General features: G+C 66.7%; 19 protein-coding genes. 6 read left to right on the forward strand and 13 right to left on the reverse strand.

Annotated features, from left to right (window positions below):
* Window positions 1–13 precede the first annotated feature (13 nt).
* Window positions 14–733, reverse strand: a complete 720-nt coding sequence (locus tag GNX71_RS14990) for a glycosyltransferase (RefSeq protein ID WP_206179496.1) — start codon at window positions 731–733, stop codon at window positions 14–16.
* A gap of 41 nt (window positions 734–774) precedes the next feature.
* Complete coding sequence (locus GNX71_RS14995; protein WP_206179034.1) at window positions 775–1,254, reverse strand: YhbY family RNA-binding protein; 480 nt, start codon at window positions 1,252–1,254, stop codon at window positions 775–777.
* An 88-nt stretch (window positions 1,255–1,342) separates the two neighbouring features.
* Between GNX71_RS14995 and GNX71_RS15000 the strand changes: the two genes are divergently transcribed.
* The 5 genes from GNX71_RS15000 (at window position 1,343) to GNX71_RS15020 (ending at window position 6,851) form a co-directional block, all read left to right on the forward strand.
* Window positions 1,343–2,011, forward strand: coding sequence for an RlmE family RNA methyltransferase (locus tag GNX71_RS15000; RefSeq protein ID WP_206179035.1), 669 nt, complete (start codon window positions 1,343–1,345; stop codon window positions 2,009–2,011).
* Between the two features lie 167 nt (window positions 2,012–2,178).
* The gene (gene ftsH / locus GNX71_RS15005; protein ID WP_206179036.1) at window positions 2,179–4,095 is read left to right on the forward strand and encodes an ATP-dependent zinc metalloprotease FtsH; all 1,917 of its coding nucleotides are present in this window, start codon (window positions 2,179–2,181) and stop codon (window positions 4,093–4,095) included.
* Between the two features lie 130 nt (window positions 4,096–4,225).
* Entirely contained in the window at window positions 4,226–5,038 is an 813-nt protein-coding gene (gene folP, locus GNX71_RS15010; RefSeq protein WP_206179037.1) for a dihydropteroate synthase, read from the forward strand.
* Window positions 5,035–6,372 (forward strand): phosphoglucosamine mutase, encoded by a 1,338-nt coding sequence (glmM, locus tag GNX71_RS15015; protein ID WP_206179038.1) that lies wholly within the window; start codon window positions 5,035–5,037, stop codon window positions 6,370–6,372. Before folP ends, glmM begins: the two co-directional genes overlap by 4 nt.
* Window positions 6,369–6,851 carry a GNAT family N-acetyltransferase gene (locus GNX71_RS15020; protein ID WP_206179039.1) on the forward strand — a complete coding sequence of 161 codons (483 nt, stop codon included), beginning with the start codon at window positions 6,369–6,371 and terminating at the stop codon, window positions 6,849–6,851. Before glmM ends, GNX71_RS15020 begins: the two co-directional genes overlap by 4 nt.
* A gap of 84 nt (window positions 6,852–6,935) precedes the next feature.
* On the opposite strand, the gene GNX71_RS15025 is transcribed toward GNX71_RS15020, so the two are convergent.
* The 9 genes from GNX71_RS15025 to lexA form a co-directional block, all read right to left on the reverse strand.
* On the reverse strand, window positions 6,936–8,207 hold the full coding sequence (locus GNX71_RS15025; RefSeq protein WP_206179040.1) for an acyl-CoA dehydrogenase family protein: 1,272 nt from the start codon (window positions 8,205–8,207) through the stop codon (window positions 6,936–6,938).
* 44 nt (window positions 8,208–8,251) lie between these two features.
* A complete protein-coding gene (locus GNX71_RS15030; protein ID WP_206179041.1) occupies window positions 8,252–9,358 on the reverse strand; it encodes a phosphotransferase in 1,107 nt (368 codons plus the stop codon).
* A gap of 1 nt (window position 9,359) precedes the next feature.
* Entirely contained in the window at window positions 9,360–10,079 is a 720-nt protein-coding gene (locus GNX71_RS15035; protein ID WP_206179042.1) for a Crp/Fnr family transcriptional regulator, read from the reverse strand.
* 61 nt (window positions 10,080–10,140) lie between these two features.
* Complete coding sequence (locus GNX71_RS15040; RefSeq protein WP_206179043.1) at window positions 10,141–10,920, reverse strand: enoyl-CoA hydratase; 780 nt, start codon at window positions 10,918–10,920, stop codon at window positions 10,141–10,143.
* A gap of 35 nt (window positions 10,921–10,955) precedes the next feature.
* Window positions 10,956–12,476, reverse strand: coding sequence for a 3-hydroxyacyl-CoA dehydrogenase (locus GNX71_RS15045; protein ID WP_206179044.1), 1,521 nt, complete (start codon window positions 12,474–12,476; stop codon window positions 10,956–10,958).
* A 145-nt stretch (window positions 12,477–12,621) separates the two neighbouring features.
* Window positions 12,622–13,779: an MFS transporter gene (locus GNX71_RS15050; protein WP_206179045.1), complete on the reverse strand. Its 1,158-nt coding sequence runs from the start codon at window positions 13,777–13,779 to the stop codon at window positions 12,622–12,624.
* 4 nt (window positions 13,780–13,783) lie between these two features.
* Entirely contained in the window at window positions 13,784–14,791 is a 1,008-nt protein-coding gene (locus GNX71_RS15055) for a D-2-hydroxyacid dehydrogenase family protein (RefSeq protein ID WP_206179046.1), read from the reverse strand.
* A 100-nt stretch (window positions 14,792–14,891) separates the two neighbouring features.
* Complete coding sequence (locus GNX71_RS15060) at window positions 14,892–15,257, reverse strand: hypothetical protein (protein ID WP_206179047.1); 366 nt, start codon at window positions 15,255–15,257, stop codon at window positions 14,892–14,894.
* Window positions 15,258–15,395: 138 nt separating this feature from the next.
* A complete protein-coding gene (gene lexA / locus GNX71_RS15065) occupies window positions 15,396–16,079 on the reverse strand; it encodes a transcriptional repressor LexA (RefSeq protein WP_013541704.1) in 684 nt (227 codons plus the stop codon).
* Window positions 16,080–16,152: 73 nt separating this feature from the next.
* Between lexA and GNX71_RS15070 the strand changes: the two genes are divergently transcribed.
* Window positions 16,153–17,118: an asparaginase gene (locus GNX71_RS15070; protein WP_206179048.1), complete on the forward strand. Its 966-nt coding sequence runs from the start codon at window positions 16,153–16,155 to the stop codon at window positions 17,116–17,118.
* Window positions 17,119–17,143: 25 nt separating this feature from the next.
* On the opposite strand, the gene adk is transcribed toward GNX71_RS15070, so the two are convergent.
* Together adk and kdsB are read right to left on the reverse strand one after the other, a co-directional pair.
* On the reverse strand, window positions 17,144–17,800 hold the full coding sequence (gene adk, locus GNX71_RS15075) for an adenylate kinase (RefSeq protein ID WP_206179049.1): 657 nt from the start codon (window positions 17,798–17,800) through the stop codon (window positions 17,144–17,146).
* A 124-nt stretch (window positions 17,801–17,924) separates the two neighbouring features.
* On the reverse strand, window positions 17,925–18,698 hold the full coding sequence (gene kdsB, locus GNX71_RS15080) for a 3-deoxy-manno-octulosonate cytidylyltransferase (protein WP_206179498.1): 774 nt from the start codon (window positions 18,696–18,698) through the stop codon (window positions 17,925–17,927).
* Window positions 18,699–18,705 lie beyond the last annotated feature (7 nt).

Here is an 18,705-nt window from a genome sequence, read left to right on the forward strand (position 1 = left end):
GCCATCTGCACACTCACTCTTTCCAGAACTTCGCGACCCAGCTCGCGGGCCGGATGTAGCGGAAGGCGCGATTGCGTCGTCCCGCCAGCGCATCGGGCGGATTGCACTCGCCATGAAAAATCATGATGCGTGCGCCTTCGGGGACGAAGGGCTCTTCCCAGTAGTTGGTCGGCCAGGTCGGGATGCCGTGGTACTTGAAGCTTGGGCACCAGGCTTCGGGCCAGTAGGAGAGCTTGCCCTGCTTGTGCAGGAAGTCCGACAGGTAGGCCTGCTCGTTGCGGTGTTCGGCCTGCACCTTGTCCATGTTGGCGCGGAAATACGCCAGCACGTCGGCATGGGCGCCCAGCTCGAAGCGGTAGACCGATGAATTCCCGGTGATCCGCTCGCGCCGCCAGGGGCGGGCGTAGTCGTGAATGATCAGGAACTCGCCGGGCTGCTCGAAGAAGGCATCGAGGCTGCCCACGACGACCACGTCGACGTCCAGGAAGAGGGCGGTGCCGCGCAGGCCGTGCAGGTCCTGCTCGAAGGTGGTGAGCTTCTTCCACGCGCCGTCGCGCTGGCCGGGGGCCAGTTGCAGGTTCAGCGGCGGGATCGGCAGGCACGTCACCTCGGGGCGGATGCCGGCGCCGTCATCGGTCAGGCAGACGAACTTGAAGTCGCCGCTCAAGTTGCGGCGCACCATCGCGTAGAGGCGGTTGACGTATTCGGGGCCGTATTTCGTGCCCCACTTCATGCAGAGGATATGGCGCTCGGCGCCTTGCGCTGCCACCCAGCTCAATCCGACTGATTGCGCTTCTTGGCCGACAGCGGCCGCTTGGCCTTGGCGCGCTTGATGGTGCCGCCGGGGGTGAGGCGCTGGTTGCCGAGCACGCGCAGGGTCTTGATTTCGGGGCGCTGGCCGCCGCGCTTGCTGTACTTCAGGACCTTGACGTCCCGTGGGCCGGGCATGCGGTCTTCATCGACCACCTTTTCCTTTTCGGGCTTCGGGCGCCACAGCACCAGGAGCTTGCCGATGTGCTGGATCGGGGCGGCATCGAGCTCTTCGGCGAGCTCGCGCAGCATGGCGTCGCGGGCAAGGCGGTCGTCGGAGAAGACGCGGACCTTGATGAGGCCATGGGCCTTGAGCGCGGCGTCGGCTTCCTTTTTCACGGCAGGGGTGAGCCCGTCTCCACCGACCATGACGATCGGATCCAGGTGGTGAGCTTCGGCGCGGTGCACCTTGCGCTCGGCAGGGGTAAGTTGAATGGCGGGCATCCCCGTATTATCGAGGGTAGAAAGCACCCCCCGAGCCGCCGGGCCGTTCCCAAGGCGAATACCGCAGTGCGGAGCACGGAGGTTTCTGATGAACACCAAAGCAAAAAGCAAAAAAGTCAACAAAGCCTGGCTTCACGATCACATCAATGATCCGTACGTGAAATTGGCCACGCGAGAGGGGTATCGCGCCCGCGCCGCCTACAAGCTCAAGGAGATCGACGAGTCGCTGGGGCTGGTCAAGCCGGGCCAACTGGTGGTCGACCTGGGCTCCACGCCCGGGGCCTGGAGCCAGTACCTGCGGCGGCGCATGTCGCCCGAGGGCGCCGCGGTCGGCACGCTGAACGGCACGATCATCGCGCTCGACATGCTCGCCATGGAGCCCATCGAGGGCGTTACCTTCCTCCAGGGAGACTTCCGCGAGGCGGAGTTGCTGGAGCAGGTCCTGGGCGTGCTGGCAGGCCGCAAGGCCGACCTGGTGGTTTCGGACATGGCGCCCAACCTGTCGGGCATCCATTCGGCCGATGGCGCCCGCATTGCGCACCTGATCGAGCTTGCGGTCGACTTCGCCCAGCACCACCTGAAGCCCGAGGGGGCGCTGGTGGCCAAGCTTTTCCATGGCGGCGGCTATGACGAATCGGTCAAGCTGTTCAAGGCCAGTTTCCGTACCGTCAAGCCGTTCAAGCCCAAGGCGTCGCGCGATAAATCGGCCGAGACTTTCCTCGTCGGGATGGGTTTGAAGGCCCTGGATACGCCTTGATACCTTGCCGCCATGGGTCGTCAGGGGGCGCAAACCCTTGTCAGGCTATGGCTGCTTTAGGGAAAAGCCCGTTTTTCGCAGCTTGAAAAGCCTAAAATGGGGCGCAATTGCGTACCCATAGCGCGTTTTTTCACATCCTCGTCACGCGCTTTCGACTGGAGCTTCGTTTGAACAATCAGTGGTTTTCCAAAGTTGCCGTATGGCTCGTCATTGCCATGGTGTTGTTCACTGTGTTCAAGCAGTTCGACACCCGCGGTGGCGTCGGCTCGGGAGCAGTCAGCTACTCCGAGTTCCTGGACCAGGTCCGGAACAACCAGATCAAGAGCGCCGTCATCCCTGAAGGCGCCGGCGGCGGCGAGATCGTCGCCGTCACCAACGACGATCGCAAGATCCGCACGACCGCCACGGTCCTGGACCGCGGCCTCGTGGGCGACCTGATCGATCACAACGTCAAGTTCGACGTCAAGCCGCGCGAAGAGGGCTCGCTCCTCATGACGCTCCTGGTCAGCTGGGGCCCGATGCTCCTGCTGATCGGGGTCTGGATCTACTTCATGCGACAGATGCAGGGCGGCGGCAAGGGCGGGGCGTTCAGCTTCGGCAAGAGCAAGGCCCGCATGATGGACGAGAACAACAACACGGTCACCTTCGCCGACGTCGCAGGCTGCGATGAGGCCAAGGAAGAAGTCCGTGAAGTCGTCGACTTCCTGAAAGACCCGCAGCGCTTCCAGAAACTCGGCGGCCGCATTCCGCGCGGCCTGCTGCTGGTCGGCCCTCCGGGTACCGGCAAGACCTTGTTGGCCAAGTCGATCGCCGGCGAAGCCAAGGTTCCTTTCTTCTCGATTTCGGGCTCCGACTTCGTTGAAATGTTCGTCGGCGTGGGCGCTGCCCGCGTCCGCGACATGTTCGAGAACGCCAAGAAGAACGCACCCTGCATCATCTTCATCGACGAAATCGATGCGGTGGGTCGCCAGCGCGGCGCCGGCCTCGGCGGCGGCAACGACGAGCGCGAACAAACCCTCAACCAGATGCTGGTCGAGATGGACGGCTTCGAAACCAACCTCGGCGTGATCGTGGTGGCTGCCACCAACCGCCCGGACATCCTGGACGCCGCACTGCTGCGCCCCGGCCGTTTCGACCGCCAGGTCTACGTCACGCTGCCGGACATCCGCGGCCGCGAACAGATCCTCGGCGTGCACATGCGCAAGGTCCCGCTGGGCCAGGACGTGAACCCGAGCGTGATCGCCCGCGGCACGCCCGGCATGTCGGGCGCCGACCTGGCCAACCTCTGCAATGAAGCTGCCCTCATGGCCGCCCGCCGCAATGCGCGCGTCGTCGAGATGCAGGACTTCGAGAAGGCCAAGGACAAGATCTTCATGGGTCCCGAGCGCAAGAGCATGGTCATGCCCGAGGAAGAGCGCCGCAACACGGCCTACCACGAGTCCGGCCACGCCCTCATCGGCAAGCTGCTGCCCAAGTGCGACCCGGTCCACAAGGTCACGATCATTCCGCGTGGCCGCGCTCTGGGCGTGACCATGAGCCTGCCGGCGCAGGACCGCTACAGCTACGACCGCGAGTACATGCTCAACCAGATCAGCATGCTGTTCGGTGGCCGTATCGCTGAAGAAGTGTTCATGCACCAGATGACCACCGGCGCGAGCAACGACTTCGAACGCGCGACTTCCATCGCCCGCGACATGGTCACGCGCTACGGCATGACCGATGCGCTGGGCCCGATGGTCTACGCCGAGAACGAAGGCGAAGTGTTCCTCGGCCGCTCGGTCACCAAGACCACGAACATGAGCGAGCAGACCATGGAAAAGGTCGACGGCGAAGTGCGCCGCATCATCGACGAGCAGTACGCCCTGGCGCGCCGCCTGATCGAAGAGAACAGCGACAAGATGCACGCAATGGCCAAGGCGTTGCTCGAATGGGAAACCATCGATTCCGAACAGCTCGACGACATCATGGCTGGCCGCGCTCCGCGTCCGCCCAAGGACTGGACGCCGCGGACCCCTCCTTCGGGCAGCGGCGGCAGTGGCGGCACCCCGGCGGTCAATACCGACCCGGCGCCGACCGCCGCTTGAGGTGGGCTTGAAATCAAGCAGCAACGGGGCCTCTGGCCCCGTTTTCCATGGTGGTGCGCCGAATGGCGGAACGCATGCCGCGGTCTGGCAGACCTCCCGTTTCAGGATCGATCTCGCGCAGCCGCGCGTGATGGGTATCGTCAACGTCACGCCTGACTCTTTCTCCGACGGTGGCGCGCATGCGTCCACCGAAACCGCGCTGCGTCATTGCGAGCAGTTGCTGAAGGAGGGCGCCGACATCCTCGACATCGGCGGCGAATCCACCCGCCCGGGCAGTCCGGCCGTGCCGCTCGACGCCGAACTGGCGCGTGTGCTGCCGGTGGTGCGCGAGGCGGTGAAGCTGAACGTGCCGCTCTCCATCGACACCTACAAGCCCGAGGTCATGCGCGCCGTGCTCGACCTGGGCGCGGACATCGTCAACGACATCTGGGCGCTGCGCCAGCCGGGCGCGCGCGAAGCCGTGGCGGCGCACCCGTCGTGCGGCATCTGCCTGATGCACATGCACCGCGATCCGCAGACCATGCAGGCCGTGCCCATGCAGGGCGACGTGATCCCCGAGGTGATGGCGTTCTGGGCTGCGCAGTTGGCGCAGCTTCACGCCCTGCAGATCGATCCGTCGCGCATCACGCTCGACCCGGGCGTTGGCTTCGGCAAGACCGTGGCTCAGAATTTCGCCCTGCTGGGCCGGCAGCGCGAACTGCTCGGTGCCGGCTACCCGCTTTTGCTGGGCTGGTCGCGCAAGTCGTCGATCGGCGCCGTCACAGGCATCGAAGCGGCGGGCGAACGCATCGTGCCCAGCGTCGCGGCCGCGGTGCTGGCCGTGGATCGCGGTGCCGTCATCGTGCGCGTGCACGATGTGCGCGACACGGTGGCCGCCCTCGCGGTGTGGCGCGCGATGCAAGCGGCAGCACAAACACAACAAACAAAAAAGGAACTCGCATGACCCGCAAATACTTCGGCACCGACGGCATCCGTGGCACGGTCGGCCAATCGCCCATCACGCCCGACTTCGTGCTGCGCCTCGCGCACGCCGTGGGCCGTGTGCTCAAGAAAACGGAGGCTCGGCCCCGTGTGCTGATCGGCAAGGACACCCGCATTTCGGGCTACATGCTCGAATCGGCGCTCGAATCGGGCTTCAATTCGGCCGGTGTCGACGTGGTGCTGCTGGGCCCGCTGCCCACGCCCGGCGTTGCGTACCTCACGCGTGCCCAGCGCGCGAGCCTTGGGGTGGTGATCAGCGCCAGCCACAACGCTTTTCCCGACAACGGCATCAAGTTCTTCAGCGCGCAGGGCACCAAGCTCGACGATGCGTGGGAGCTGGCCGTCGAAGCCGCGCTGGAAGAAGCGCCCGTGTGGGTTGATTCCGCGAACCTCGGCAAGGCCCGCCGCCTTGACGATGCGTCCGGCCGCTACACCGAGTTCTGCAAGAGCACCTTCTCGAACGACCTGACGCTGAGAAACATGAAGCTCGTCGTCGACGGCGCGCACGGCGCGGCCTACCAGGTGGCGCCCAACGTGTTCCATGAGTTGGGCGCGGAAGTCACCAGCATCGGCTGCGCACCCGATGGGTTGAACATCAACAAGGGCTTCGGCGCGACCCATCCTGAAGCGCTGGTCGCCGCGGTGATCGCACAGAAAGCCGACTACGGCATTGCGCTCGACGGTGACGCCGACCGCCTGCAACTGGTCGATGCCAGCGGGCGCCTCTTCAACGGCGACGAACTGCTCTACCTGATGGTGGCCGAGCGCATCGCGCGCGGCGAGAAGCCGCAGGGCGTGGTCGGCACGCTGATGACCAACAAGGCGGTGGAGGTCGCGCTGCGCGGTCAGGGCATCGAGTTCGTGCGCGCCAAGGTGGGCGACCGCTACGTGCTCGAAGAGCTCGACAAGCGCGGCTGGCTCCTGGGCGGCGAGGGCTCGGGCCACCTGCTCGCGCTCGACCGCCACACCACCGGAGACGGCATCGTGAGCGCTCTGCAGGTGCTGCAGGCGTGCGTCCGCAGCGGCAAGACGGTGGCGCAGCTGCTCGAAGGCGTCACGCTGTTCCCACAGACGCTGATCAACGTGCGCCTCGCGCCCGACCAGAACTGGAAGGACAACAAGGCGCTGGCCAGCGAAACGCAGCGCATCGAGGCCGAGCTGGGCGACGGCGGCCGCGTGCTGATCCGCGCGAGCGGCACCGAGCCGCTGGTTCGCGTGATGGTCGAGGCACGCGATGCCAAGCAGTCCAGGTCGTGTGCAGAACGCCTTGCGGCGACGCTCGAGCCGGCGCAGTGAGCATTGAAACCCTGATCGCGGACTACCGCGACGCCGCACAGGCGGCCGCGCTGGTCGACCTGCTCGACGCCTATGCCCGAGATCCGGCCGGTGGCGGCACGCCGCTCGACGCCGCTGTGCGCGAAGGCTTGCCCGCGGCACTGGCGGCGCGTCCGCAGGCCTTCAGCGTGTTGGCTTTCGATGGCGACAAGCCCGTCGGCCTGATCAACTGCATCGAGGGTTTCTCGACCTTCGCCTGCAAACCGCTGGTCAACGTGCACGACGTGGTCGTGCTGCCCAGCCATCGCGGCCAGCGCGTCGCGCAGCAGATGTTCGCCCGGGTGGAAGAAGAGGCGCGCAAGCGAGGCGCCTGCAAGCTCACGCTCGAAGTGCTTTCGGGCAACGCACCGGCGCTCCGCGCCTATGAGCGCGAAGGCTTCATCGGCTATCAGCTCGACCCGGCTTTCGGGCACGCGGTCTTTCTGCAGAAGAAGCTCTGAAAAGAAAAAGGGCCGAGGCGAATGGATCGCCGTCGGCCCTCACCCCAACCCTCTCCCCGAGGGGAGAGGGCGCAAGACAACGAATCAGAAGCGCGTAACGGGCGCTTCGGCGTCGGTCTTGTTGGGCGCGTACTTGCCCAGCTCCCATTTCGCGATCGCATTGCGGTGCACTTCGTCCGGGCCGTCCGCAAAGCGCAGCGTGCGCGCGCCGGCATAGGCGTAGGCGAGCGGGAAGTCGTCGCACATGCCGCCGCCGCCGTGGACCTGCATGGCCCAGTCGATCACCTGGCAGGCCATGCTCGGCGCGACCACCTTGATCATCGCGATTTCGTTCTTCGCGACCTTGTTGCCGGCCACGTCCATGAGCCAGGCCGCCTTGAGCGTGAGCAGGCGGGCCATGTCGATCTTGCAGCGTGCTTCGGCGATGCGCTCCTGCGTCACCGTCTGCGAGGCGACGGTCTTGCCGAAGGCGACGCGCGAGGAGGCGCGCTTGCACATCAGTTCGAGCGCGCGCTCGGCCAGGCCGATCAGGCGCATGCAGTGGTGGATGCGTCCCGGGCCAAGGCGGCCTTGCGCGATTTCGAAGCCGCGGCCTTCGCCGAGCAGGATGTTGTCGACAGGCACGCGCACGTTCTCGAAGTACATCTCGACGTGGCCGTGCGGCGCATCGTCGTAGCCCATCACGTTCAGCGGGCGCACGATGCGGATGCCCTTGGCATCGGCCGGCACGATCACCATGCTTTGCTGCGAGTGGCGCGGCGCGTCCGGATCGCTCTTGCCCATGGTGATGAAGACGGCGCAGCGCGGATCGGCCGCGCCCGAAATCCACCACTTGTGGCCGTTGATCACGTACTCGTCGCCTTCACGCGTGATGCGGGTCGAGATGTTGGTCGCGTCGCTCGATGCGACATCGGGTTCGGTCATCGCGAAGGCCGAGCGGATCTGGCCTTCGAGCAGCGGCTTGAGCCAGCGCGCCTTGATGGCTTCGGAGCCGTAGCGGGCGATGGTTTCCATGTTGCCGGTGTCCGGCGCGGAGCAGTTGAAGGCTTCCGACGCCCATGGCACGTGGCCCATGATTTCGGCCAGCGGCGCGTATTCCTGGTTGGTGAGGCCCGCGCCTTCGTAGCCCGAGGCGGCGGCGCTGTCAACCGGCAGGAACAGGTTCCACAGGCCCTGGGCCTTGGCCTTTTCCTTGACCTTCTCGACGGTCTTCAACGCGGTCCAGCGCTTGCCGGCGGCCGTGTTGGCAGCCAGCTCGGCGGAATACTCGGCTTCGGCCGGGTAGATGTGCGCGTCCATGAAGTCGCTGACGCGCTTTTGCAGTTCCTTGGTCTTGGCCGAATATTCGAAGTCCATGCTGTCTCCTGGTGGGGGTGATTGGGCGGAGGGGGAGGGCCTGGTTACGCCTTTTGGGCGAATTGCCAGGCCATCTCGGCCATCGGTCTCGCGCCGCGCGCTGACGCCACGGCTTGCTCGCTCGATGCAGTACCGGCCTCGACCCGCTTCGCGATGCCCTGCAGGATTGCAGCCATGCGGAACAGGTTGTAGGCCTGATAGAAATTCCAGTCGGGTGCCAGTGCCTCGGGTGTGCTGATGCGCGTGCGCTCGCAGTACCGGCGGATGTATTCGCTCTCGGTGGGAATGCCCAGCGCCGCGACGTCCACGCCGCCGATGCCGCGGCCGGTGGTGGGCGGCATGTGCCACGACATGCAGTGGTAGCTGAAGTCCGCGAGCGGATGGCCCAGCGTGGAGAGCTCCCAGTCGAGCACCGCGATGATCCGCGGCTCGGTGGCGTGGAACATCACGTTGTCGAGGCGGTAGTCGCCATGGACGATCGAGACCTTGCTCTCGTCGCGCGCGCTCGCCGGCATGTGGGCGGGGAACCAGTCGATCAGCCGCTCCATGGCCTCGATCGGCTGCGACAGTTCGCCGGTGCCATCGGCCGAGGCCTTGTACTGTTTGCTCCAGCGGCCGATCTGGCGCTCGAAGTAGTTGCCGGGCTTGCCGTAGTCGGCCAGGCCCCGCGCGGCGAAGTCGACCGTGTGCAGCGCCGCGATGACGCGGTTCATCTCGTCGTAGTAGGCCGCGCGCTCGGCGTTGCTGAAGCCGGGCAGCGACTGGTCCCAGAGCACGCGGCCCTGCATGAACTCCATCACGTAGAAGGCGCGGCCGATGACGGACTCGTCCTCGCACAGGCAGTGCATGCGCGGCACGGGCACGTCGGTGCCTTGCAGGCCGCTCATGACCTTGAACTCGCGCTCCACCGCGTGGGCAGAGCGCAGCAGCTTGGCGACCGGGCCGGGCTTGGCGCGCATCACGTAGCTTTGCGACGGCGTGACGAGCTTGTAGGTCGGGTTCGACTGGCCGCCCTTGAACATCTCGACGGTCAGCGGGCCCTTGAAGCCGTCGAGGTTCTTCGCGAGCCAGGCGGCGAGCACCTCGATGTCGAAGGCGTGCTGCTGCGAAACCGCGCGGGTGCCGACGAAGTTGGAGAAGTCCTGGCTCATGTCAGATATCCGCTTCCGAGATGCGCCTCAATGCCGCGCGGTCGAGAACCACAAGGCCGCCCGGCTCGATCCGGATGCTGCCCTCGCGTTCCATGGTCTTGAGTTCCTGGTTGACCCGCTGGCGCGAGGCGCCGAGCAGTTGCGCCAGTTCTTCCTGCGCCAGTTGCAGGCCGATGCGCATCTGGCTGCCGTCGTCCAGGTTGGGCACGCCGTAGCTGCGCACGAGGTGAATCAACTGCTTGGCCAGGCGTGCGCGCAAGGGCAGGGTGTTGAGATCTTCCACCAGCCCGAACAGCGTGCGGATGCGGCGCGCCTGCAGCCGCATCAGCGCCTCGTACAGCTCCACGTGCGCGGCCAGGATCTTCTGGAAGTCGGCGCGCGCCACACAAAGAATGGTGCTGTCCCCATGCGCATAGGCGTCGTGCGTGCGCCGGTCCCCGTCGAACATCGCCACGTCGCCGAACCAGATGCCCGGCTCCACGTACGTCAGCGTCACCTGCTTGCCCGAGACGGCCGTCGAGCTGACCCGCACCGCGCCCTTGGCGCAGGCAATCCAGTGTTCGGGTGGGTCGCCGCGTGCGGCGATCAGGTCGCCGTCTTTGTAGCGTTTGACGAAAGCGCATCGGAGGATGTCGTGCCGTAGCGATGGAGATAGGGAAGAAAACCAGCGACCACTGTTGATCGCTTCACGTTCTTCGATGGTAAGAATGGGGTCGTCCATTGGTCTGTCCTCTCGGCGACTGAAAAGCTGGGGGGTGTCACGGGAGCGACGCCACAAGGCGCTACTCGTACTGCGGCGGTTTCTTCTCGAGGAACGCGGCGATGCCGATGCCCGCGTTCGCATGGTGCAGGTTGCGCACGAAGTGATCGCGCTCCTGCGTGAGCTGCGCGGCCAGCGTGGCGCCGCGTGCTTCGCTCAGCAGTTCCTTGATACTGGCGAGCGAGTTGGGCGCGCGGGCGTTGAGCTTCTTCGCCAGCGCCAGGGCGCCCGCGAGCGCCTGCCCGTTCTCGGTGAGCTCGTTCACGAGGCCGGCCGCATGCAGGCGCGGCGCGCCGATGCGCTCGCCGTTCATGAGCCATTCGCTGGCGAGCTGCCGCGGAAGCTGCTGCCCGAGGTGCCAGCTCAGGCCCCCGTCGGGCGACAGTGCCACGTTGCTGTAGGAGGCCGCGAACACCGCATCGCGCGCCGCCACCACGAAATCGCAGGCGAGGGCGAGCGAGAAGCCCGCGCCGGCCGCAGCGCCTTCGACGGCCGCAATGATGGGCTTCGGGAACGTACGGATCGAATCGATCCAGTTGTGCAGCCCCTCGATGCTCTCGGCCTGCACCGAGCGGTCGAGCTCGCGGTTGGCCAAGAGGCGCTGCAGCGAGCCGCCCGCGCAGAACCATGCGCCTTCGCCCACGATGACGACGCTACGGATCTCGCTGCTGCTCTCGGCGCCGTTGAGCGCCTCAATGCCCGCGGCATAGATCTCGGGGCCCAGCGCATTGCGTTGGGTGGGGTTGGCGATCGTCAGCACCATGGTGCTGCCTTCGCTCGTGCTCTTGAGTTCGGCGGTCATCGCTGTGTCGCGTTTCCAGTCGGTTGGTTGTCTGTTTATTCTTCTTCGTGCAGGAGGCTCAGGCCCAGCGCGCCGCGGCGGCGCAGCCACGGGCTCGGGCGATAGCGCGGGTCGCCGTAGACGGTCTGCAGGTTGAACAGCACTTCGAGCATGTTGGTCGGGCCGTAGAGGTTGCCCATTGCGAGCGGGCCGCGCGGGTAGCCGAGGCCCAGCTGCACCGCGGTCTCGAGGTCGGCCGGCGAGCACACGCGCTGCTGGCACATGTCGGTGGCGATGTTGACGATGGTGCCGATCACGCGCTGCGTGACGAAGCCACCGCTGTCTCGGATCACGCTCACCGCCTTGCCGTCGCGCGCGAAGAGGGCGTGCGCAGCATCGCGGATGTCGCGGCGGGTGGCCGGGTTGGTGGCGAGCACGCGGCGCTTGGTGGCAGCGTCGTCGATCAGCATGTCGATGCCGACGGTGCGCGTGGCGTCCAGGCGCTCGACGGCCGCAACGGTGGTCACGTCGAAGCCCAGAGGAGCGACCAGGATCAGCGAATGCGGCGCGGCGGTGGCGCCGCTGTCGATCTGCGCGCCCAGCGTGTTGATCAGGCGCAGCAGCTCGGCACGGCGTGCGGCGCGGGGCGACACCCAGACCGAGGGCGTGCCATCGACCACGGGCGCGGGGGCCTCGGGCGTCTGCTGCATCACGCCGTCGGTGTAGCGGTAGAAGCCTTCGTTGGTCTTGCGGCCGAGCGCGCCGGCGGCCAGGCGCTGCGCGGTGATCACGCTCGGGCGGAAGCGGGGCTCTTCGAAGTACTGGTGGTAGATCGACTCCATCACCGGGTGCGACACGTCGAGCGCCGTCAGGTCCAGCAGCTCGAACGGGCCGAGGCGGAAACCGGCCTGGTCCTTCAGGATGCGGTCGATGGTCACGAAGTCGGTCACGCCTTCGCCGACGATGCGCAGCGCCTCGGTGCCGTAGCCGCGGCCCGCGTGGTTGACGATGAAGCCGGGCGTGTCCTGCGCCTGCACCGCGCTGTGGCCCATCTGCACCGCGTAGCCGGCCAGTTGCTTGCAGACTTCGGGCGCGGTCTTGAAGCCCGCCACCACCTCGACCACCTTCATCAGCGGCACGGGGTTGAAGAAGTGAAAGCCCGCAAAGCGCTCCGGATGCGAGAGTCCGGCCGCGATGGCCGTCACCGAGAGCGACGAGGTGTTGGTGACCAGCGTGGCCGTCGGGGCCACCACGGTCTCGATCTCGCGGAACAGCTTGCGCTTGACCTCGAGGTCTTCGATCACGGCTTCGATGACGAGGTCGCAGCCGGCGAGGGCCTGGATCGAATCGACGGCTCGCACGCGCGCGATCTGCGCATCGCGGGCTGTGGCATCGAGCTTGCCCTTTTCGTGCAGCTTGTTCCACTGGGCGATGAGGGCTTCGCGTCCGCGTTCGGCGGCGCCTGCAAAGCTGTCCAGAAGCAGCACTTCGCTGCCGGCCTGTGCGGCGATCTGCGCGATCCCGCGACCCATGGCGCCCGCGCCGATGAGCCCGATCCGTTGGTAGTTCACTGTCATTTGATGGAGATTTTCGCTGGTTGAGTGGTGTGAGGGCCTGACGCGCAGGTGCTGGCCGGAGAGCGGCTGGCGAACGTCGGCAGACTCCGATTTTGCAATCCCGCGCGGGCGATGCGTCCCGGGTCTTACGCGGGGCCGCGTTTTTTCAGGCCGGACGGCGGCTGCGGTCGATGGCCACGCTCAGGCCGATGGCGAGCAGCAGCAGCGCGAGACCGACCCGGCTCATCCACGGCGCGGCGTCGTTTGCCAGCAGCCAGCCGCCGAGGCCCGCGCCCACAGCTTGGCCGATGTAGATGCCCGAGCTGTTGAGTGCCACGGAGCCCGGCGCGAGTGCGGGCGCCAGTCCCACCAGCCGCGCCTGCTGGGCCGAGTTGGTGGCGAAGCAGCCCAGGCCCCAGGGCACGATCACCACGGCCAGCCAGGCGAGCGTGCTCGCGAACGGCCACAAGAGCAGGCTCAGCGCGATCAGCGAGCTCGTGAGCAGCACCATGCGGCCGGCGCCGATTCGGTCGATGTGGCGGCTGACCACCATGTTGCCGACCAGTCCGAACGCACCGAACAGCGCCCACATCAGGCTCAGCGTGTTCGCGTCCGCACCGAAGCTCTGCTTGAGGACAGGCCCGAAATAGCTGAACAGCACGAACTGCCCCGAGCCCTGCAGTGCCGTGACCGAGACGATCCCCATCAGCACCGGGCTGCGCAGCACGCGCGACCACGCCGCCGCCGTAAGCGCGGCGGGCCGGATGCCGGGAGGCAGCGTGAGCCAGATCGAGGCGGCGCTCACGATGCTGAGCATCGCGATGGCCATGAAGGCCATGCGCCAGCCGAGGTGGCCGCCGATCAATGCGCCGATCGGCAGGCCCAGCACCGAGGCCATCGACCAGCCGAGAAAGACGAAGGTGACGGCCCGCCCGCGGTGCTCCGGCGGCACCAGCATGCCGGCGCAGGCTGCGGCCTGCGGCGTGAAGATCGCCGGTGCGATCACCGTGAGCATGCGCACCGGCAGCAGGGCGGCGAAGCTCGGCATGAGCGTGCAGAGGGCGTGTCCCGCGGCATACCAGAGGAGCGTGAGGGCCAGGAGCTGGCGGCGGTCCCAGCCCGCGACCAGGGCGGCCAGGAGCGGCGCGCCGAGGCACATCACGATCGCGGCCGCGGTGATCAGCTGGCCCGCTGTCGCCGCGGTGACGGACAGCGAGGCGCTGATCTCGTTGAGCGTGCCGGGCACCACCATCACCCCGGTGCCGATCACGAAATTGCCGGCCAGCAGCGCCCAGAGCGCGCCCCGGGGCGCAGGCCGGCTCATGAAATCAACGGCGAACCTGCAGCGCGCCGGGATTCACGATGTTGGTGGGGTTGCCCTTGATGAAGCTCACGACGTTGTCGAAAGCCTGGCCGAAATAGCTCTCGTAGCTGTCCTGCTCGACATAGCCGATGTGTGGCGTGCAGATGCAGTTTTCGAGGCGAAGCAGTGCGTGGCCTTGAAGCGGTGGTTCGCTCTCGAACACGTCGATAGCCGCGAGGCCTGGGCGTCCGCGGTTGAGCGCGGCAAGCAGGGCATCGGCCTCGACCAGTTCGGCGCGAGAGGTGTTCACGAAGAGCGCGGTCGGCTTCATGCGCGAGAGGTCTTCGAGCGTGACGAGACCATTGGTTTCCTCGTTGAGCCGCAGGTGCACCGAGAGCACGTCGGCCGCGGCGAAGAACTCGTGGCGGTTCTGCGCGACCTGGAAGCCATCGGACCTCGCCTTGGCGCAGCTCGCCTCGCGGCCCCAGATCACCACCTGCATGCCGAAGGCCTGCCCGTAGCGCGCCACCAGTTGCCCGATGCGCCCATAGCCCCAGATGCAGAGCGTCTTGCCCTTGAGCACCGAGCCAAGGCCGAAATTGGGGGGCATCGAGGCCGACTTGAGCCCCGACTGCTGCCATGCCCCGTGCTTGAGGTTGCTGATGTACTGCGGGAGCCGACGCATGGCGGCCATGATCAACGCCCAAGTGAGCTCGGCAGGCGCTTGCGGGGAGCCCGTGCCTTCGGCCACTGCCACACCGCGCTCGGTGCAGGCATTGACGTCGATATGGCCACCGACCCGCCCGGTCTGCGAAATGAGCTTGAGCTTGGGCAGCTTTTCGATCAGCTGCCGCGAAATCTGGGAGCGCTCGCGGATCAGCACGATCACATCGGCGTCCTTCAGGCGAACCGACAGTTGCCCGATGCCCTTGACCGTGTTGGTGTAGACCTTGGCCGCGTACGCGTCCAGCTTGGCGGCGCAGCGCAGCTTGCGCACGGCGTCCTGGTAGTCGTCGAGGATCACAATGTTCATGGCGTGCCATTGTGCCTCGCAGCATTGGGATGTCGCGCCGGTGAACGTTTGGATACCCACCCCGAGGCGTTTCTGAACCGTGTCCCCGGGGGGAAAAGTCTCAGTGCAGGCGCGCGGAGCGGGGCGCCGTGCCCATGGTTTCCGCCGCTTCGAGTGCGGCCAGCCGGTCGAGCTCCGCGCAGACATCGGCCATGCGGCCCGAGATCACCATGCGGCTGCGGTCCTTGCTTTTCCCGTCGATCACGCGAACCACGCGCAGCGGGCGTGCCGGGGCGGTGGCGGTTGCCGTCGGTGCAGGCGAGCCTGCGGTGCGGGTGGTGCAGGCGGGACGCACCGCCACGTAGCGCAGTCCGGCGGCGGTGTCGCCGCCGTCCCGGTGACGGATGCGACGGGCAGGCATCAGGCGGCTTGCAAGCGATTGCAGCGGCATCCAGAAATCAGCGATGGCGAGGAGGGCGATTCCCATGTGAACTCCAAAAAAGTCTGAGGTTGAACACAGGCAGGATTTCTTGAATCGGCCGCGACAGGGTGATGGCGACTTCGCGCCATACGCCCGCCACCTGTCGCGGCCGGATGGGGTGCTGCTGCAAGCAGGCCGCGAGGCCTACATCAGCATGGTGTTGCGGATGAGGCCGACCGCGAGGCCTTCGATCTCGAAGGGCTCGCCGGGCTGGACGATGATGGTCGGGTAGTCGGGGTTCTCGGCGTGCAGTTCGATCACCTGCTTGTTGCGCTTGAGGCGCTTGACGGTGACTTCGTCACCCAGGCGCGCGACCACGATCTGGCCGTTGCGCGCTTCCTTGGTGGCCTGTACCGCGAGCAGGTCGCCGTCCATGATGCCGGCGTCGCGCATCGACATGCCGCGCACCTTGAGCAGGTAGTCTGGCTGGCGCTGGAACAGCGTGTTCTCGACGTAGTAGGTCTGGTCGACATGCTCTTGCGCCAGGATGGGCGAGCCGGCTGCGACGCGACCGATGAGCGGCAGCGCCAACTGCGCCATGCCGGGCAGCGAGAGCGAGAACTGCCCGCCTTCGCGATGCCGCGTTTCGTTGAGCGAACGCAGCGCATCGCCCTTGAGGCGGATGCCGCGCGAGGTGCCGCTGACGAGCTCGATGACGCCCTTGCGGGCCAGCGCCTGCAGGTGCTCTTCGGCGGCGTTGGCCGACTTGAACCCCAGCTCGTTGGCGATTTCGGCGCGCGTGGGCGGTGCGCCAGTGCGCGCGATGGCGCTCTGGATCAAGTCGAGGATCTGCTGCTGGCGGGCGGTAAGCTTCACGGCGAACTGCATATGTGGTTCCTTGCGGCACTGGCTAGATATCCAGTACCTGTATTTTTAACCAGTTTTTGGAAGTTGACAAGTCATGGCCAATTCCCCGTTGCCCGAAGTGCGTCGCGTGGTGGTCCTGGGCACCGGCGGGACCATCGCCGGAAAGGCCTCCAGCAGCGGCGACAACATCGGCTACACCGCCGGGCAGGTGGGTGTGGCGGATCTGCTGGGCGGCATCGAGGCGCCCGAGGGCATCGCGTTGATTGCGGAGCAGGTGGCGCAGGTCGACAGCAAGGACATGGCTTTCGATATCTGGCAGAAGCTCGCGCAGCGTTGCGTGCATTGGCTCGCACAGCCCGATGTGGCGGGGGTGGTCATCACCCACGGCACCGACACGCTCGAGGAGACGGCGTTCTTCCTTCATTCGGTGCTGGCGCCGGCGAAGCCCGTGGTGCTGACCTGCGCGATGCGCCCGGCCACGGCGCTCTCGCCGGATGGTCCGCAGAACGTGCGGGACGCCATCGCGGTTGCGGCAACGGCGGGCGCGCAGGGCGTGATGGCGGTGTGTGCCGGCGCGGTCTACAGCGGCGTGGATGTGCAGAAGGTGCACACCTACCGGCTCGATGCCTTCGCATCCGGCGATGCGGGGCCGATCGGCTATGTGGAAGAGGGCGCGGTGCGGCGCGTGAGGGAGTGGCCGACAGCGCCGTCTACCCAGGCATCGAAGGCGCTGAACACGTCAGGGCCTTGGCCGAGGGTCGAGATCGTCATGAGCCACGCCGGCGCGAGCGGTGCGATCGTCGATGCGCTCGTCCGGGAGGAGTCAGAGGAACCAGTCCGCGGACTGGTCCTGGCGACCACCGGCAACGGCACCGTGCACCATGCGCTGGAAGCGGCCGCGCTCAAGGCGCAGGATGCCGGCATTGCGGTGCTGCGCGCGACGCGCTGCAGCAGCGGCCGCATCCTGCCGAAGCCCGATGACCGGCTGCGTGACGCAGGCGCGCTCACGCCTGTGAAGGCGCGCATCGCGCTGATGCTGGAACTGCTGGAGAAGAAATAGCCGCCCTGTCGAAGGGCGGCGGGGATCAGCTGCTCAGTGCCGCCAGGGCACGTTGCGTGATTTCATCGACCGTGCCGACGCCCTTGATGGCGCGGTACTTCGGCGCGGCGGCCGGATCGGCCTTGGCCCAGGCCGAGTAGTAGTCGACCAGCGGACGCGTCTGCTGGCTGTACACGTCGAGCCGCTTACCGACGGTTTCTTCCTTGTCGTCTTCGCGCTGGATCAGGTCTTCGCCGGTCACGTCGTCCTTGCCTTCGATCTTGGGCGGATTGAACTTGACGTGGTAGGTGCGGCCCGATGCCGGGTGCGAGCGGCGGCCGCTCATGCGTTCGATGATGTCGCTGAAGGGCACGTCGATCTCGAGCACGTAGTCGAGCTTGACGCCCGCGGCCTTCATGGCATCGGCCTGCGGAATGGTGCGCGGGAAACCGTCGAACAGAAAACCCTCGGCGCAGTCGGGCTGGGCGATGCGCTCTTTCACGAGGTTGATGATCAGGTCGTCGCTCACCAGTGCGCCCGCGTCCATGACGGCCTTGGCCTGCAATCCGAGCGGGGTGCCTGCCTTGACGGCGGCGCGCAGCATGTCGCCGGTCGAGATTTGGGGGATGCCGTATTTCTGGCAGATGAAGGCCGCTTGCGTGCCTTTGCCCGCCCCGGGCGCGCCCAGCAAAATTAGTCTCATGGTGTCCTCGGACGGTTCTTAGATTTTGTGTCACGCCAAGCGTCGGCCCGAGGGCTGGGCAAGGCGGATTTCACGTCGAGGATAGCATGCGCCCCCGTAGGGAATTCCCTCCGTGGCGCACGTCTTAGGACGCTGCCCCGGCGGCAAAGACGGCACGCACGCGCGCCAGATCCTCGGGGGTGTCGATGCCCGGTCCGGGCGCGACATGGCTGACATGCACCGCGATGCGATGCCCATGCCACAGCGCGCGCAATTGCTCGAGCGCTTCGGTGGCTTCGACAGGCGCCGGCGGTAGCGACGGAAATTTGCGCACGAAGCCGGCGCGGTAGCCGTAGATGCCGATGTGGCGCAGCGGCGCGGGCAAGGGCAGCACGGAGGGGGACGCGCCACCGGCAGAACCGTCGCGCCACCAGGGAATCGGCGCGCGGCTGAAATAGAGCGCGTTGCCCCGGGCGTCGAGCACCGCCTTCACCACGTTCGGGTTCATGAAATCGCTCACCGAGTCGATCTCGTGGGCCGCGGTGCTCATCGCCGCTTCGGGATGAAGGGCCAGTGCGGCGGCCACGGCATCGATCAGTTCGGGATCGATGAGAGGTTCGTCGCCCTGCACGTTGACGACGATCTCGTCGCCATCGAGGCCCAGTTGCTCGCAGGCCTCGGCCAGCCGGTCGGTGCCGCTCGGATGGTCCTGGCGAGTGAGGATGGCTTCGACGCCGTGCGCCTTGCAGGCCGAAACGATGGAAACATCGTCTCCGGCAACGACAACGCGCGATGCGCCGGACTGGCTCGCGCGCTGCGCCACCCGCACCACCATCGGCAGGCCCGCGATATCGGCCAGGGGTTTGTCGGGCAGCCGTGTCGAGGCGAGGCGTGCCGGCACCAGGACGGTGAAGCGCACGGGGCCG

This window comes from Variovorax sp. RKNM96 (genome assembly GCF_017161115.1).
GTDB lineage: Bacteria > Pseudomonadota > Gammaproteobacteria > Burkholderiales > Burkholderiaceae_C > Variovorax.

Excerpts from the sequence above, each read along its gene's own strand:
- GNX71_RS14990 (WP_206179496.1), bottom strand. The coding sequence starts at position 733 with ATGAAGTGGGGCACGAAATACGGCCCCGAATACGTCAACCGCCTCTAC.
- GNX71_RS14995 (WP_206179034.1), bottom strand. The coding sequence starts at position 1,254 with ATGCCCGCCATTCAACTTACCCCTGCCGAGCGCAAGGTGCACCGCGCC.
- GNX71_RS15000 (WP_206179035.1), top strand. The coding sequence starts at position 1,343 with ATGAACACCAAAGCAAAAAGCAAAAAAGTCAACAAAGCCTGGCTTCAC.
- folP (WP_206179037.1), top strand. The coding sequence starts at position 4,226 with ATGGGTATCGTCAACGTCACGCCTGACTCTTTCTCCGACGGTGGCGCG.
- glmM (WP_206179038.1), top strand. The coding sequence starts at position 5,035 with ATGACCCGCAAATACTTCGGCACCGACGGCATCCGTGGCACGGTCGGC.
- GNX71_RS15025 (WP_206179040.1), bottom strand. The coding sequence starts at position 8,207 with ATGGACTTCGAATATTCGGCCAAGACCAAGGAACTGCAAAAGCGCGTC.
- GNX71_RS15030 (WP_206179041.1), bottom strand. The coding sequence starts at position 9,358 with ATGAGCCAGGACTTCTCCAACTTCGTCGGCACCCGCGCGGTTTCGCAG.
- GNX71_RS15035 (WP_206179042.1), bottom strand. The coding sequence starts at position 10,079 with ATGGACGACCCCATTCTTACCATCGAAGAACGTGAAGCGATCAACAGT.
- GNX71_RS15040 (WP_206179043.1), bottom strand. The coding sequence starts at position 10,920 with ATGACCGCCGAACTCAAGAGCACGAGCGAAGGCAGCACCATGGTGCTG.
- GNX71_RS15045 (WP_206179044.1), bottom strand. The coding sequence starts at position 12,476 with ATGACAGTGAACTACCAACGGATCGGGCTCATCGGCGCGGGCGCCATG.
- GNX71_RS15050 (WP_206179045.1), bottom strand. The coding sequence starts at position 13,779 with ATGAGCCGGCCTGCGCCCCGGGGCGCGCTCTGGGCGCTGCTGGCCGGC.
- GNX71_RS15055 (WP_206179046.1), bottom strand. The coding sequence starts at position 14,791 with ATGAACATTGTGATCCTCGACGACTACCAGGACGCCGTGCGCAAGCTG.
- GNX71_RS15060 (WP_206179047.1), bottom strand. The coding sequence starts at position 15,257 with ATGGGAATCGCCCTCCTCGCCATCGCTGATTTCTGGATGCCGCTGCAA.
- lexA (WP_013541704.1), bottom strand. The coding sequence starts at position 16,079 with ATGCAGTTCGCCGTGAAGCTTACCGCCCGCCAGCAGCAGATCCTCGAC.
- GNX71_RS15070 (WP_206179048.1), top strand. The coding sequence starts at position 16,153 with ATGGCCAATTCCCCGTTGCCCGAAGTGCGTCGCGTGGTGGTCCTGGGC.
- adk (WP_206179049.1), bottom strand. The coding sequence starts at position 17,800 with ATGAGACTAATTTTGCTGGGCGCGCCCGGGGCGGGCAAAGGCACGCAA.